This is a genomic window from Bradyrhizobium sp. JR3.5, from assembly GCF_054057015.1.
The window spans coordinates 494,090-507,925 of record NZ_JBSRYV010000001.1; the positions used below are offsets into that span (position 1 = coordinate 494,090).

Consider the following 13,836-nt stretch of genomic DNA (forward strand, 5'->3'; position numbering starts at 1 on the left):
AAACGACGGTTTGCCGCGAGCCTCCGGTCATTGGCATCCGGCCTGTTGCATTTGCTGCACGGCAGCAAGCGCGTCGCAAAACCTTCATGCGCGGTCTATACTTGGTCGCTCCATTGATGTTGAAATCCGCATCGCATCCTCTCCCAGACCGGAGCCTGCCATGAAGACCGTCCGCCTTGTCCTTGCGTTGCTGGCGCTGACACTGCTCGCGCCGTGGCAATCCGCCAGGGCGGCCGACGTGATCTGCTATAACTGTCCGCCCGAATGGGCCGATTGGGCGTCGATGCTGAAGGCGATCAAGGCGGACCTCAACTACGATATCCCGCATGACAACAAGAATTCCGGCCAGGCGCTGGCCCAGATCCTGGCCGAGAAGAGCAACCCGGTCGGTGATATCGGCTATTTCGGCGTGACCTTCGGCATGAAGGCCAAGGCCCAGGACGCGCTCGAGCCCTACAAGCCCGCGCATTGGGATCAGGTCCCAGCCGGCCTCAAGGATCCGGACGGCTACTGGACCACGATCCACTCCGGCACGCTCGGCCTGTTCGTGAACAAGGATGCGCTTGGCGGCAAGCCGGTGCCGGCCTGCTGGAAGGACCTCCTGAAACCTGACTACAAGGGCATGGTCGGCTATCTCGACCCATCGTCCGCGGCGGTCGGTTATGTCGGCGCGGTCGCCGTCAATCTCGCGCTGGGCGGCTCGCCCACCAATTTCGATCCGGCGATCAGCTTCTTCAAGGAATTGCGCAAGAACGATCCGATCGTGCCCAAGCAGACGTCATATGCTCGCGTCGTCTCGGGCGAGATGCCGATCCTGTTCGACTATGACTTCAACGCCTACCGCGCGAAATATTCGGAGAAGGGCAACTTCGAGTTTGTGCTTCCCTGTGAAGGGTCGGTGGTGTTCCCCTATGTCGTTGGCCTCGTGAAGAACGCGCCCGACAAGGAAAAGGCCAAGAAGGTGATGGACTATCTGCTGTCCGACAAGGGCCAGGCGATCTGGACCAATGCCTATCTGCGTCCGGCCCGCCCGATCGAGCTGCCGGCCTCCGTGAAGGGCAAATTCCTCCCCGACAGCGACTATGCCCGCGCCAAGAGCGTCGACTGGGGCGAGATGGAAAACATGCAAAAAGCCTTCGTCGACCGCTATCTCGCCGAGGTCCGCTGAGGCAATATGGTGTCCCTCGCTGGGGCACCCATCTTCCGATGTCGCAAAAATCCTTCGTTTGGCTCTGCCTGCTGCCGCTTGTGCTGGTGACGACGGCGTTCTTCCTGTTACCGATGGCACGGCTGGTGGTCGCAGGCGCCGAAGGGCCGCATGGGCTTGCCGGATATCTCGCCATCCTGAGCGAAGGCCGATATCGCGCGACGCTGATCAATACCGTGCTGCTGGCGGCGGCAACCACGGTCGTCACGCTGATCGTGGCGACGATTGCCGGAATGTTCCTGCAGCGGCACCGCTTTCCCGGGCGGGCCGTGCTGATTGCGATGCTGACGTTTCCGTTGGCGTTTCCCGGGGTGGTGGTCGGCTTCATGATCATTCTGCTGGCGGGGCGGCAAGGGCTGATCGGCGATCTCTCGAACCGGATCTTCGGTGAGAAGTTCGTTTTCGCCTATTCGATCTACGGGCTCTTCCTTGGCTATCTCTACTTCTCGATCCCGCGCGTGATCCTCACCATCATGGCGGCCGTGCAGAAGCTCGACGTCGGTCTGGAGGAGGCCGCGCGTTCGCTTGGCGCAAGCCCATGGGCGGTCCAGCGTGACGTTGTGCTGCCCGCACTGGCGCCCGCTTTCGTCGCGTCCGGCGCGATCGCATTTGCGACCGCGATGGGCGCCTTCGGCACCGCTTTCACGTTGGCGACGAATATCGACGTGCTGCCGATGCTGATCTACACCGAGTTCACGCTGGCCGCGAATTTCGCGACCTCGGCGGCGCTGTCGGTGGGGCTCGGCCTGATCACCTGGCTCATCCTTGCGCTGGCCCGCACGTTCAGCGGAAGCGCGGTCGCAGCGGCCGGGTGAAAAGCATGCGCGATCGCCTGATCTTCACCGGCCAGTTCATCTTCACGCTGCTCGTTGCAGCGTTCCTGGTGGTGCCCGCAGGGCTTTCGATCTCCGCCGGCGTCACCGTGAATTATTTCCGGGGCATTCAGTCCGGCGTGACCCTGCAATGGGTCGCCCAGGTCTGGGAGCTCTATGCCGGCACCATTCTGCTCTCATTCGTGATCGCCTTCGCTACACTCGCCGTCACGCTGCTCGCCGGCGTCCCCGCGGCGTACGCGCTGCACGCGCGGGGAGGCCGCCTTGCCCGCATCGTCGAGGAGATCATCACGCTGCCCTTGGCGATCCCCGGGCTTGCGATCGCGCTTGCGCTGCTGCTCGCCTATGGAAGCTTCGGAGGCTTCCGCCGTTCCTGGCTCTTCATCCTGGTCGGTCACGTGATCTTCACCATGCCGTTCATGGTGCGGTCGGTCATGGCGGTGTTTGCGACCGTGGACATCAAGACGCTCGATGAGGGCGCCGCCTCGCTGGGGGCATCGCCATGGCGGCGCTTTTGCGATGTCATCGTGCCGAACGCGCTGCCGGGAATTCTGGCCGGCGCACTGATGGTGGTCACGCTGTCGCTCGGCGAGTTCAACCTGACCTGGATGCTGCATACGCCGCTAACAAAGACGCTGCCGATCGGACTCGCCGACAGCTATGCCTCGATGCGGCTCGAAGTGGCCTCGGCCTACACGCTGATCTTCTTCGTGATGATCATTCCGCTGCTGGTCGCGATGCAGCTGCTGGCCGACAGGGATCACAAGCGATGAGTACGGCGGGGCATGGTGCAGCAGTGCGAATCGAGGCGTGCGGCAAGACCTTTGCCGATGGGACGCGCGCGCTTGATCCCGCAACCCTCGACATCGCGCGCGGTGAGACGCTGGTGCTGCTCGGCCCATCCGGCTGCGGCAAGACCACGATGCTGCGCATCATCGCGGGCCTCGAGTTGCCAGATGCGGGCGGCAAGGTGCTGTTCGACGGCAAGGATATGACCTCGGTCCCGATCGAGCAGCGCAATGTCGGCATGGTGTTTCAGTCCTACGCCCTGTTCCCCAACATGACGGTCGCGGACAATATCGCCTACGGCCTGAAGATCCGGGGTGTTGCCAGGGGCGAGCGTGCCGCCCGCGTCGCCGAGCTGGTGGCTCTCACGAACATCACGGGGTTGGAGAACCGCCGCATCGACCAGCTTTCGGGCGGCCAGCGCCAGCGTGTGGCGCTGGCGCGTGCCGTCGCGATCCGGCCGGGCATATTGCTGCTCGACGAGCCCTTGACCGCGCTTGATGCCGCCTTGCGGGACCGGCTGCGAGGTGAGCTCAACCGGCTGTTGCGAGCACTTGGTATCACGACGATCTATGTCACCCATGATCAGTCCGAAGCCATGGAATTGGGCGACCGCATCGTGGTGATGCGGAAAGGTGCGATCGCCCAGATCGGCACGCCGCGCGAGGTCTACTTCGCACCGAAGGATCGCTTCGTGGCGGAGTTCATCGGAGCAGCGAATATAGTTGAAGCTCCGATCGAGAACGGCGTACTGATCCTGCCCGGCGGGCGATTGCCGAGCGAGGGTGGCGCGACAGCTGCGAACGCGACCGTCATGATCCGTCCCGAAACCATTCGCGTGACGGACGCCGGGGCCGCGGCACTCTCGGGAGTTGTCTATTCCGTCAGCTTCATCGGCGACCGGCAGCGGCTCGTCGTGAGTGGTGCATCGAGCAAGCCGCTCAATGTCGACGCGCCCAACACAATCCAGGCCAAGGTCGGCGATCGAATCGGGCTTTCGATCGCGGCCGACGTCGTTCGTCTACTCCCGTCCGAACCCTGAGATTGATCGATGCCGCCGAAACCGGTTCTCATCGCACAGATATCCGACCTCCACATCAAGCCGCCGGGAGCGCTGGCCTATGGCCGGGTCGATACCGCGAAGGCGCTTGAGCGCTGTGTGGCGGCGCTCGGAGCGTTCGAGCCGGCGCCCGATTTCGTCGTCATCTCGGGCGACCTTGTCGATACGCCGTCGGTCGAGGAATACGACTATCTCAAGCGATTGCTGGCGCCGCTGCGCCTGCCGTTTGCCGGCATTCCCGGCAATCACGACTCGCGCCAGTGGATGCGCGAAGCGTTTCCGGCCGCGCCCTATGTTCACGCAAGAGGTCCGCTCGACCAGAAGATCGAAGTGAATGGTCTCGATCTCCTGCTGCTGGATTCAAGCGTTGCCGGCAAGCCGCACGGCATGCTTGAAGCATCCACGCTGCAATGGCTGGACGCGGCGCTGGCGACGGCAGTCGACCGGCCGGTGCTGCTTTTCCTGCACCACCCGCCATTCAAGGGCGGCATCTGGCATATGGACCGGCAAGACCTCTTCAATGCCGACGCATTGGCGGACATCGTCAGGCGTCACCCGCGTGTGCGGTTGATCGGGTGCGGGCACGTCCATCGTGCGATGCTGACCACTTTCGCCGGGATTGCCGTGACAATATGCCCCGCTCCGAACCATGCGGTCGACCTGGACCTCGGACAGCTGCGCGAACCATCGTTCAAGGTGGAACCGCCCGCATTTCATTTGCACACATGGTTTCCCGGCCCGGACTTTGGACAGCTGGTCACGCACCAGATCCCCATCGGCCAATTCGACGGGCCGCATCCGTTCTTTGGGCCGGACGGCAAGCTGCTGTGAGTAGGTGGCGTCGACCCGCACACGAACGGGTTTCGCCAGGCGGGATTGCCAGTGACGGGCGGGTTTTCAAGACCAAGGGCGGCCGTTGCCTACAATTGAGCGTTGCAACTAGGCACATATTTATTCCAAATTGTACTTTCGATGCCTTCCAGCCCGATCTCACCGGCCTGGACCTTTTGTTGCTGTAGGCCGGCGGTGGGGCTATAGTCCTTTCCGCTTTCATTGATCGATGGCTTGTCAGTGTGTCGCGCTGCTGGCGCGCCGATTGAACGCAACACAATCAGTCTGGATCACAATGACCGGTGCGCTGCCCATAGAACGAACTGCCGGCGCGCCGTTGTTTTCGAACAACAAGCTGTCGGTGCTGCGCAAGCATCCTTACTTTGCCGATCTCGAGCCCGAGGCATTCGATCAGCTCTGCCGCTACGCCAGGCACATCACGCTGAAGCGCGGGACCACGATTTTCTCCAAGGGCGATCCGGGCACCAGCCTGATCGCGGTGATCTCGGGCACGGTGAAGATCAGCATCTCGTCGCCGGACGGTCGCAACGCGATCCTGAACCTGATCGAGGCAGGGGAGATATTCGGAGAGATCGCGCTGCTCGACGGCTTGTCGCGGACGGCCGACGCCACCGCCAACACCAATTGCGAGCTGTTCGTCATCGACCGGCGCGAGTTCATTCCGTTCGTGCGTAGCCAGCCGACGCTTGCGATGAAGTTCATCGAGTTGCTGTGCGCGAGGTTGCGCTGGACCAGCGACCAGGTCGAGCAGGTGATCCTGCAGGACTTGCCGGGCCGTCTGGCGAGCGCGCTGCTGCGCCTGAGCGACAAGCACAAGCCGCAGGGGCGCACCATCTCGATCACCCAGCAGGAGATCAGCGAGATGGTCGGGATGACCCGCGAGAGCATCAACAAGCAGCTCCGCGCGTGGGCGACACGCGGTTGGGTCAGGCTCGAACATGGTGCGATCGTCGTGCTGAAGCCCGAATCGCTTCAGGCGCTGGTCGACGCCGGGGCCGATGACGGCGAGTAGTCGCTGCCGTCTGCGCGGTTAGTCCCGCACTTCACGAAACGGTGAACCGGACAAAGCCTGTGAAACCATTCACATCGGCCATGTGTGCTCTGCGGTAAGTGACGCTTCGGTGGAGCATACTCGCACTGTGGAGGAATCCATGCAGGGCTCTTTCGACAACCGGCAGCAGGACCCCGAAAGCAACTACGGGAGCTTCAGTATCAAGCTGATCGCCTTACCGGCGCTCGTGATCGTTGCACTGATCGGGATGCTGGTCAGCCATCCCGCGGCGGTCAAATGGATATCGGACGCGGCGCAAGCGGAGTTCGCGGGAACCGACGTCGGCGACGTCGATCCATTGACCAAGGTTGCGCAGCCGACGCCCACGGCTCTACCGCACAATGAGACACAGATGGTGAAGGCCAACTGATCGTTGGCACCGTCGTCACGCGGCAACGCCGAGCAGCTTCGCTGCAGTCCGGCCGAGAATGTTGGCCTTGTCGTCGTCGCTCAGCGATGAGCAGGCGAAGATGTGGTCGACCGGTGCCAGTTGCCATGGATAGGGATAGTCGCTTCCCAGCACAATCTGGCCGGCGCCGACCTGGGCGGCGAGATGCCGGATCGCTTCGGGCGTGAAGACCAGCGAGTCGAAATAGATCTGCTTGAGATATTCGGTCGGCGCCTTCTGGAGCTTGATCTCCGGATTGCATCCCTTGGGTCCGACCAGGCAGGGATGGTCCGAGCGATCGGCATAGGAGGGGAGATAGCCGCCGCCATGCGCGGCGATGATCCTCAATCCCGGGAAGCGGTCGAGCGTGCCTTCGAAGATCAAATGGGAGAGTGCGATCGTGGTCTCGAGCGGATTGCCGATCGTGTTGCCGAGCCAGCCATTGCCGGTGAGCCGCCTGCCGAGTTCGGGCACGCCCTGCGGATGGATGAAGAGGGGGACGCCGAGCTCCTCGGCTTTGGCCCACACGGGATGAAACCTGGAATCGGAGAATTCGACGCCGTCGACAACACCGCCGATCGCCGCGCCCTTCAGGCCCTGCTTCTTGACCGCCGCCTCCAGTTCCTGCACCGCAAGGTCCGGCGCCTGCAGCGTCAGCGAGGCGAAGGCTGCGAACCGCTCGGGCTTCGAGGCGCAGAGTTCGGCGAGCTTTTCATTCTGGATCTTCACGATCTTCCCGGCAAGCTCGCGATCGCGGTCGTACCAGAACGGGTTGATCGAAAGCACCTCCATATCGACGGCCTGCGCGTCCATCGCCGCCAGACGCTTGTCGATCTCGATGAAGGCTTCCGAGGCTCCGTTGACCGGCGGCAGTTGCAGTTTTCCGGCGTCGGCGCCGAGCAGCGCGCCGGCCTCGCGGAAGTGGCAATGCGAGTGAATGTCGATCGTCCTGATGCGCTTGCCGTCGACGGTGACCGGCAATTTCTGGCGTGATTGCTGCGCATTCGCATTGTGGACGAGCCCGCAGCCGCAGAACACGATGCCCGCCGCCGCTGCTCCCGCTTTCAGGAAATCCCGCCTTGTGGTCATGACGATCGCCTCCCTGGTCTTTTTGTTATGGACGGGGAGCCTAGGGGTGCCGGCGAACGATCGCAAGACCACACGCTGTGCGTGTCGCGCAATGTTGATCTGCTCAGACCGGTTTGATCCCGGCCCGGGCGATGATGTCGATCGGTTCCGGTGACGGCCGCAGTTCTGCAAGTCGCCGCTTGCCCTCAGTGCAGCACCTGGAGTTGCCGCGGCAGCCATAGCGAGATCTCCGGCAGATAGGTCACGCACATCAGGACAAAGAACATCACCGCGTAGAACGGCCAGATCTTGCGCATGACCTGCTCGATCGTGACCTTGCCGACCGCGCAGCCGACAAAAAGGATTGCTCCGACCGGTGGGTGGCACAGGCCGATGCCGAGATTGAGCAGCATGATCATGCCGAAATGAACTGGATCGACGCCGAAGTTCTTCATGACAGGCAACAGGATCGGCGTAGCGATCAGGATCGAGGGTGCCATGTCGACAAGCGTGCCGAGTACCAGCAGCATCACGTTGATCAGGAGCAGGATGACGTACTTGTTGTCGGAGATCGACAGGAAGAAGGCGGTCATCTTGGCCGGCATCTGCGTCAGGGCCATGATGTAGCCGACGCTGGAGGCGCACGCGATCAGCGTCATCACCATCGCGACAGTGCGCAGCGTGCGATGGAGCAGCACCGGCAGGTCGCGCCAGCGATAGTCGCGATAGATGAACATTGTGACGAAGAAAGCCCAGATGCAGGCGACGGCGCCGGCTTCGATTGCGGTGAAGATGCCGCCGAGAATGCCGCCAAGGATGATAACGAGGGTGATGAGACCCCAGGAGGCATCGATGGCGATCCGGATCGCGTCCTTGGCCGGCACGGTCTGGCCGTGCGGATGCTTTTCGCGGTAGGCGACCGCCAGGCACAGGATGATCAGCGAGAAGCCGAGCAGCAGCCCGGGGAACACACCGGCCATGAAGAGAGCGCTGATCGAAATCGTTCCGCCCGTCGCAAGCGAGTAGAGCACCGCGTTGTGGCTCGGCGGCACCAGAAGGGCCTGGACCGACGAGGTGATGGTGAGATTTGTCGCGAACACGCGCGGATAGCCGTTCTTTTCCATCTGCGGGATCATCACCGAGCCGATAGCGGATGTATCGGCGACCGCCGATCCGGAAATGCCGCTCAGGAATGTCGTCGCAAGCACGTTGACGATTGAAAGGCCGCCGCGCAGCCGGGTTAGTCCAACCAGCACGTCGGCAAACGCGACCAGGCGGCGGGCCATGCCGCCCTCCGCCATGATCGCGCCGGCCAGCACGAAGAACGGGATCGTCAGCATCGCGACCTTGCTGACACCGTCGGAAATCTTCAGCATCACCGCTTCCAGGGGAATGCCGATCCACAAGGCGCCGACGATGGCCGCCATCGCCAGCGAGTAGGCGATCGGCATGCCGATCAGGAAACAGAGCAGCATGGTCGCGAGCAGAATGAGGATATCCATGATGGCCTCTCGCGATCAGTCGGCGGGAAAGGTCGCGGTGCAGTGCGATCGGATCGGGTGGCGCACCCAGGAAAATCCGCTCGATGATGAACAAGAGCAGGCAGGCGCCGCCGATCGGAATCGGAAGATAGGTGACACCGACTGAAAGCGATGGGAAGTCGGCGATCGTGTTGTACCAGGTCACCTCGACGAGCCGAGCGCCCCAGATGACCATGAACAGTGCGATCAGGCCCATCAGCAGCTGGACCAAAAGGTCGGTCAGGTTGCGAAGCGGATCAGGCAGCTTGTTGGCAAAATACGCGACGTTCATATGCAGATTGAGCCGATATCCGGCGGCCGCACCGATGAACGTCACGACGATGGTGAGCAGCACCGCGAGAGGTTCGGGCCAGGATGCGGCGCTGTTCAGGACATAGCGCGTGAACACTGCCCAGGGGATAACGGCTGAAATCAGGATCAGCGCGACAGAGCCCGTGATGACGCAGGCGAGATACAAATAGTCCATCGCGCGGCGATATGATCCGGCCATGTCCGTTTCCTGCAAGAGGACGATTTCCCGTATGGCGTGGCGTCAGGCGGACTGGATGCGCCCGATCATGTCCTGGTATTTCGGGCCATATTTGTCCCATACCGGCTTGACCGCGTTCTGGAACGGCGCCTTGTCGGCAATCTCGATGATCTCGCACCCGGCAGCCTTCGCCCTTTCCATCGCCTGCTGCTCGAAGGTGTTCCAGAGCCCGCGCTCTTCCATCTGCGCCTCACGGGCGAGCTTCCTGATCAGCGTCTGGTCATCGGCTGCCAGCGCGGACCAGGCGCGTTTCGAGAACACCAGCAGCTCGGGAACGATCAGGTGCTCGGTGAGCGAAAAGTGTTTCGCTGCGGTGTAATGATTGCTGAAGACGTAGCTCGGGGGATTGTTCTCGGCGCCGTCGATGACGCCGGTCTGCAGCGCGCTGAACACCTGATCGTAGCCCATCGCGACACCGTTGCCGCCGAGCGCGTTCATCATGTCGATGAAGATCGGATTGCCGATGACGCGAAACTTGAGGCCCTTGATGTCGGCGATGGTCTTGATCGCGTGCTTGGTGTTGTAGAGACTGCGTGCGCCGGAATTCATCCAGCACAGTGCGACCAGTCCGGCATTCGGGCTTGCCGTGATCTTGTCCAGCAGCTCCTGACCGATCGGGCCATCCATCATCCGCTCGGCATGCGCCATGTTCTTGAACAGGAAGGGCATGTTGACGACGTTGATGTCATCGACGATCGGGCCGATCGAGCCGGCGCTGACGCGCAGCATCTGGATCGCACCGATCTGGGTCTGCTCGATGGTTTCCTTCTCGCCGCCGAGCTGCATCGAGGGGAACATCTGCAGTGACAGACGCCCGTTGGTCGCCGCCGCCAGCTTCTTGCCGAGGTTTTCCGTCGCGACGACGGTCGGGTAGCCCGGCGGCTGTACATCCGACGCCTTGAAGAGGGCTTTCGACTGGGCGAGGGCTGTTTGCACCGAGGTCGCAACCACCGCGCCAAGGCCGGCGCCGATCTTGATGACGTCACGACGGTTGAGCCCGGTACCGCGGTGCTGCGATCGATCTGTACGGTTCATGTCATTCCTCCCAAATTGCCTGGCCGGAGTTCGGCCGCGGTCATGCCGGCTGGCTTTGCTCGTCGAAGAACTCCGGATTGTGGTGCTGGGTCGCCGAGATGTCGGCCAGAAGCCGTTCGAGGTGTCTGGCCATCGCCGCTCCGGCGGATGCCGGGTCGCGCGCCTCGATCGCGGCCATCACGGCCTCGTGCTCGGCGATGACCTCGGCCATTCGCCCACGCTGCGGCAGGGTGAGCCACCGGAAGCGGTCCACGTGAACCTTGACCTGCAGGATCAGCTTCCAGATGCCGGGATGTCCGGCAATGTCGGCGATGGCGGCGTGAAAGGCTTCGTCGGCCTGATGGAATGCTTCGCGATCGGCGGCCATCTCGGCCTCGCGTTGACGTTCGAGGATCGCGTGCAGGCTGAGGATCTGGCTGGCGCTGGCGCGCTCGGTTGCCATGCGGGTCGTGGTTTCCTCCAGCGACCTGCGGACGATAATCGCCTCCGGAAGCGCGGCGAGCGGGATACGCGATACGAAGATGCCCGATTGCGGGAAGATCTCGACCAGGCCCTCGTCCGACAGGCGCAGGATGGCTTCCCGCACCGGGGTCCGGCTGACGCCATATCCGCGCGCGATCTCGGCCTCGATGATCGGATCGCCGGGCCTGCGCTGCAATGAGACCAGTTCAGCGCGCAGCTCGGCATAGATCCGCGCCGCCGCAGTTGCGGTCCGCGGACGACCGGTCCGCCGGTGGCCGGCGAGGTTGCGGAGCTCCAACTTTTTCGGCGAGCTGGTGGGCATTGTTGCTCCAAAAATTGATATATTAGTATATGAAGCGAACGCAAACAAGCATCGCTGGCATCCCGGGAGGTCACATGACCGACTACCGCAAGCTATTTGATCTCACCGGCAAGACCGCCGTGGTGCTGGGCGCAGCCTCCGGTATCGGCAAATCCTCGGCCGAAGCACTGGCGTCGCTCGGCGCACGCGTGCTGTGTGCCGATCGCACGCTGGAGGGCGCGGATGCGACCGCCGCAGCGATCCGGGAGCAGGGCGGATCGGCAACGGCCGCAGGCTGCGATGCTGCCGACCGGGCGGACGTCGAGGCGCTGGCAGCGAAGGCGCTTGCGGAATTTCAGCGCGTCGACATCGCGGTCACCACGCCGGGGCTGAATATTCGCAAGACCATCCTCGACTACACCGACGAGGACCTCGATCGCGTCATCAACCTCAACATCAAGGGCACGGTGTGGTTCTTCCAGGCGTTCGGCCGCATCATGGTCAAACAACAGGGCGGCAGCCTGATTGCCTGCTCCTCGGTGCGCGCTGTGACGATCGAGCCGGGTCTTGCAGTCTATGGTTCGACCAAGGCGGCGATCGGTCTTCTGGTGAAAGGCTTCGCGTCCGAGGTCGGGCGGTCCGGCGTCCGCGTCAACGCCATCGCGCCGAGTATCGCGGAGACCGCATTGACCGGCCCGTTCAAGCAGCGGCCCGATATCTACAATCTCTATGCCGGCCACACCGTGTTCAATCGCTGGAGCAGCGCTGACGAGGTCGCCACCGCCGTGGCTTACCTTGCATCTGATGCGGCGAGCTATGTCAGCGGCAGCACGCTGTTCGTCGACGGCGGCTGGACGGCGGTCGATGGACCGCCGACGGGTCTTACGCAACTGGCGCGTTAGGTTGTCGCATCTAGGACGTCAGGCTGGAGACAAAGCCAGCCTGGCCGCGTAGCTCCGACGTATCTGATGACGTCAGAATTGCGATCAAACGCTGCGCCTGCGATGCAGCCGAGGCCTGCGTCGCAACGGCAGCCGTATACATGGTCGCGAGCCCGCATCCCGGCGGCAAGGTGCCCGATAGCACGACGCCCTGCGTGCTGATGATCTCGGTGGATTGCGTGCAACCGATCGGCCGCCGGTCACTGGACCCGGCCAGATGCCGCATCGCCGTCGCGCCGTTCGGATAGATTCTCAGCCGGTCGGCGACGACGCCAGCGATGTCGAGTTGCGACAGCACCTTCGCGACATGAATTCCGGCGGTTGACGCCTTGGTATCGGGCACGAAGATCGCGTCCGCATCGAGCAGCACAGCGCGCAGGCTGGCCGCGTCAGCAGCGCACGCCGGCGGATCCCCTGCGCGGACCGCAAGCGCCGTTTCGACGCGGCCGATGTCGGCGATCGAGCTGCGCAGAACCAGCCCCTCGTCGGCAAGCTTCGCGATCAGCGCGGCGGTCAGGATGACGATGTCGGTTGGAACGCCGGCACGCAGTCTGTCGGCCACGGCGCCGACTGCGCCAAAATCACCGGCAATGCCGAGGCCGGTTTCGGCTTCAAACGCCGGCTCCAGGCTGCGGACCAGTCCCTGCGCTGCGCCGCCGCTCAGGATGTTCAACGTCTTCATTTGCACCTGTTCCGTCACCACGGTTTGGCCGCTACGTGCCTATTCGGTCTTGTCCAGTCTTTTGACGACGTCTGCCCACTTCACGATATCGGCGCGCAGAAATTTGTCGAAGGCCTCCGGCGTCATGGTCATCGGCACCGCGCCCTGCTCGGCCCAAAACTTCTCGACCTCCGGCCGCCTGACCGCGGCATTCACGGCCGTGTTGAGTTTCTCGATGATCGGCTTCGGCGTGCCTGCTGGGGCCATCAAGCCGAGCCAGATCGTCGCCTCATAGCCGGAAACGCCCGCCTCGGTCACGGTCGGAACGTTTGATAGCACCGCGGAACGGGACTTGCCGGTTGTTGCGAGCGCGCGGACCTGGTTTTCGGCAACATTCGGTACCATCGCCGGAACGGCATCGATCATCATCTGGACCTGGCCGCCGATGACGCCGCTGCGGGCCTCACCACTGTTGCGGTAGGGCACATGCACGATGTTGACCCCGGCCATGGCTTTGAACAACTCGCCCGCCATGTGATACGGCGTCCCCTGACCCGACGAGGCGTAGTTCAGCTTTCCGGGCTCTGCCTTTGCAAGCGCGATGAACTCCTGCAGCGTCTTGGCCGGCACGGCGGGGTGGACCACGATCACCAGATCCGAAGTGTTCAGGGATGCGATCGGCGTCAGGTCGCGCATCAACTCATATTTGCGCTGAGGCACCAGCGATTCATTGGCGGTCTGGGTGTTCGACATCATCAGAAGGGTGTAACCATCGGCCGGCGCCTTCGCGACCTCGAGCGTGCCGATCACGCCGCCGGCGCCGGTGCGGTTCTCCACCACGAAGGGCTGGCCGAGGTTTTCCTGCAAGATGCTGCCGATCTGGCGCGCAACGACGTCGGCCGGACCGCCGGGACCAAACGGAACGACGATCCTGACCGGCCGCGCCGGGTAGTCCTCGGCGTCCGCATGTGAGCCCGACATCGACACGGTCAGCAATGCCGCGACACACATCACGGCGTACCGAAAGTCCGCCATTGATCGTCTCCCCCAACTTTAGTCTTCTTTCTTGGCCAGAAGTCTAGCTGCAACCTGAAGCATCTGTCGACGACAGACATCGTCTT

Annotated in this window: 14 protein-coding genes and 1 pseudogene; 8 read left to right on the forward strand and 7 right to left on the reverse strand. The window is 63.0% G+C overall.

Going from position 1 to position 13,836, the window contains the following annotated elements:
* Window positions 1-160: 160 nt before the first annotated feature.
* From ACVWW1_RS02455 to ACVWW1_RS02485, 7 genes are all read left to right on the forward strand, one after another.
* On the forward strand, window positions 161-1,168 hold the full coding sequence (locus ACVWW1_RS02455) for an ABC transporter substrate-binding protein (RefSeq protein ID WP_456654715.1): 1,008 nt from the start codon (window positions 161-163) through the stop codon (window positions 1,166-1,168).
* Window positions 1,169-1,206: 38 nt separating this feature from the next.
* Entirely contained in the window at window positions 1,207-2,022 is an 816-nt protein-coding gene (locus ACVWW1_RS02460; protein ID WP_456654716.1) for an ABC transporter permease, read from the forward strand.
* A gap of 5 nt (window positions 2,023-2,027) precedes the next feature.
* Window positions 2,028-2,813: an ABC transporter permease gene (locus tag ACVWW1_RS02465; RefSeq protein ID WP_176530062.1), complete on the forward strand. Its 786-nt coding sequence runs from the start codon at window positions 2,028-2,030 to the stop codon at window positions 2,811-2,813.
* Window positions 2,810-3,868: an ABC transporter ATP-binding protein gene (locus tag ACVWW1_RS02470; protein ID WP_456654717.1), complete on the forward strand. Its 1,059-nt coding sequence runs from the start codon at window positions 2,810-2,812 to the stop codon at window positions 3,866-3,868. Before ACVWW1_RS02465 ends, ACVWW1_RS02470 begins: the two co-directional genes overlap by 4 nt.
* A gap of 9 nt (window positions 3,869-3,877) precedes the next feature.
* The gene (locus ACVWW1_RS02475) at window positions 3,878-4,717 is read left to right on the forward strand and encodes a phosphodiesterase (RefSeq protein ID WP_456654718.1); all 840 of its coding nucleotides are present in this window, start codon (window positions 3,878-3,880) and stop codon (window positions 4,715-4,717) included.
* 295 nt (window positions 4,718-5,012) lie between these two features.
* Window positions 5,013-5,750, forward strand: a complete 738-nt coding sequence (locus tag ACVWW1_RS02480) for a Crp/Fnr family transcriptional regulator (protein WP_456654719.1) — start codon at window positions 5,013-5,015, stop codon at window positions 5,748-5,750.
* A gap of 139 nt (window positions 5,751-5,889) precedes the next feature.
* Window positions 5,890-6,159, forward strand: coding sequence for a hypothetical protein (locus tag ACVWW1_RS02485; protein WP_456654720.1), 270 nt, complete (start codon window positions 5,890-5,892; stop codon window positions 6,157-6,159).
* Between the two features lie 15 nt (window positions 6,160-6,174).
* On the opposite strand, the gene ACVWW1_RS02490 is transcribed toward ACVWW1_RS02485, so the two are convergent.
* The 5 genes and pseudogenes from ACVWW1_RS02490 to ACVWW1_RS02510 all read right to left on the reverse strand — a co-directional run bounded on the left by ACVWW1_RS02490 (window position 6,175) and on the right by ACVWW1_RS02510 (window position 11,134).
* The gene (locus tag ACVWW1_RS02490; RefSeq protein WP_456656604.1) at window positions 6,175-7,266 is read right to left on the reverse strand and encodes an amidohydrolase family protein; all 1,092 of its coding nucleotides are present in this window, start codon (window positions 7,264-7,266) and stop codon (window positions 6,175-6,177) included.
* A 185-nt stretch (window positions 7,267-7,451) separates the two neighbouring features.
* Window positions 7,452-8,747 (reverse strand): TRAP transporter large permease, encoded by a 1,296-nt coding sequence (locus tag ACVWW1_RS02495; protein WP_456654721.1) that lies wholly within the window; start codon window positions 8,745-8,747, stop codon window positions 7,452-7,454.
* 79 nt (window positions 8,748-8,826) lie between these two features.
* Window positions 8,827-9,276 (reverse strand): annotated as a pseudogene (locus ACVWW1_RS02500) (TRAP transporter small permease); the annotation flags it as partial.
* Window positions 9,277-9,318: 42 nt separating this feature from the next.
* A complete protein-coding gene (locus ACVWW1_RS02505) occupies window positions 9,319-10,350 on the reverse strand; it encodes a TRAP transporter substrate-binding protein (protein ID WP_456654722.1) in 1,032 nt (343 codons plus the stop codon).
* A 40-nt stretch (window positions 10,351-10,390) separates the two neighbouring features.
* Entirely contained in the window at window positions 10,391-11,134 is a 744-nt protein-coding gene (locus ACVWW1_RS02510; protein WP_456654723.1) for a GntR family transcriptional regulator, read from the reverse strand.
* A gap of 74 nt (window positions 11,135-11,208) precedes the next feature.
* On the opposite strand from ACVWW1_RS02510, the gene ACVWW1_RS02515 reads away from it, so the two are divergent.
* Window positions 11,209-12,015 carry an SDR family NAD(P)-dependent oxidoreductase gene (locus tag ACVWW1_RS02515; protein WP_456654724.1) on the forward strand — a complete coding sequence of 269 codons (807 nt, stop codon included), beginning with the start codon at window positions 11,209-11,211 and terminating at the stop codon, window positions 12,013-12,015.
* A 10-nt stretch (window positions 12,016-12,025) separates the two neighbouring features.
* Here ACVWW1_RS02515 and ACVWW1_RS02520 read toward each other — a convergent pair whose 3' ends face one another.
* Both ACVWW1_RS02520 and ACVWW1_RS02525 read right to left on the reverse strand, forming a co-directional pair.
* A complete protein-coding gene (locus tag ACVWW1_RS02520) occupies window positions 12,026-12,736 on the reverse strand; it encodes a molybdate ABC transporter substrate-binding protein (RefSeq protein ID WP_456654725.1) in 711 nt (236 codons plus the stop codon).
* A gap of 39 nt (window positions 12,737-12,775) precedes the next feature.
* On the reverse strand, window positions 12,776-13,726 hold the full coding sequence (locus ACVWW1_RS02525) for a Bug family tripartite tricarboxylate transporter substrate binding protein (protein ID WP_456656605.1): 951 nt from the start codon (window positions 13,724-13,726) through the stop codon (window positions 12,776-12,778).
* Window positions 13,727-13,836 lie beyond the last annotated feature (110 nt).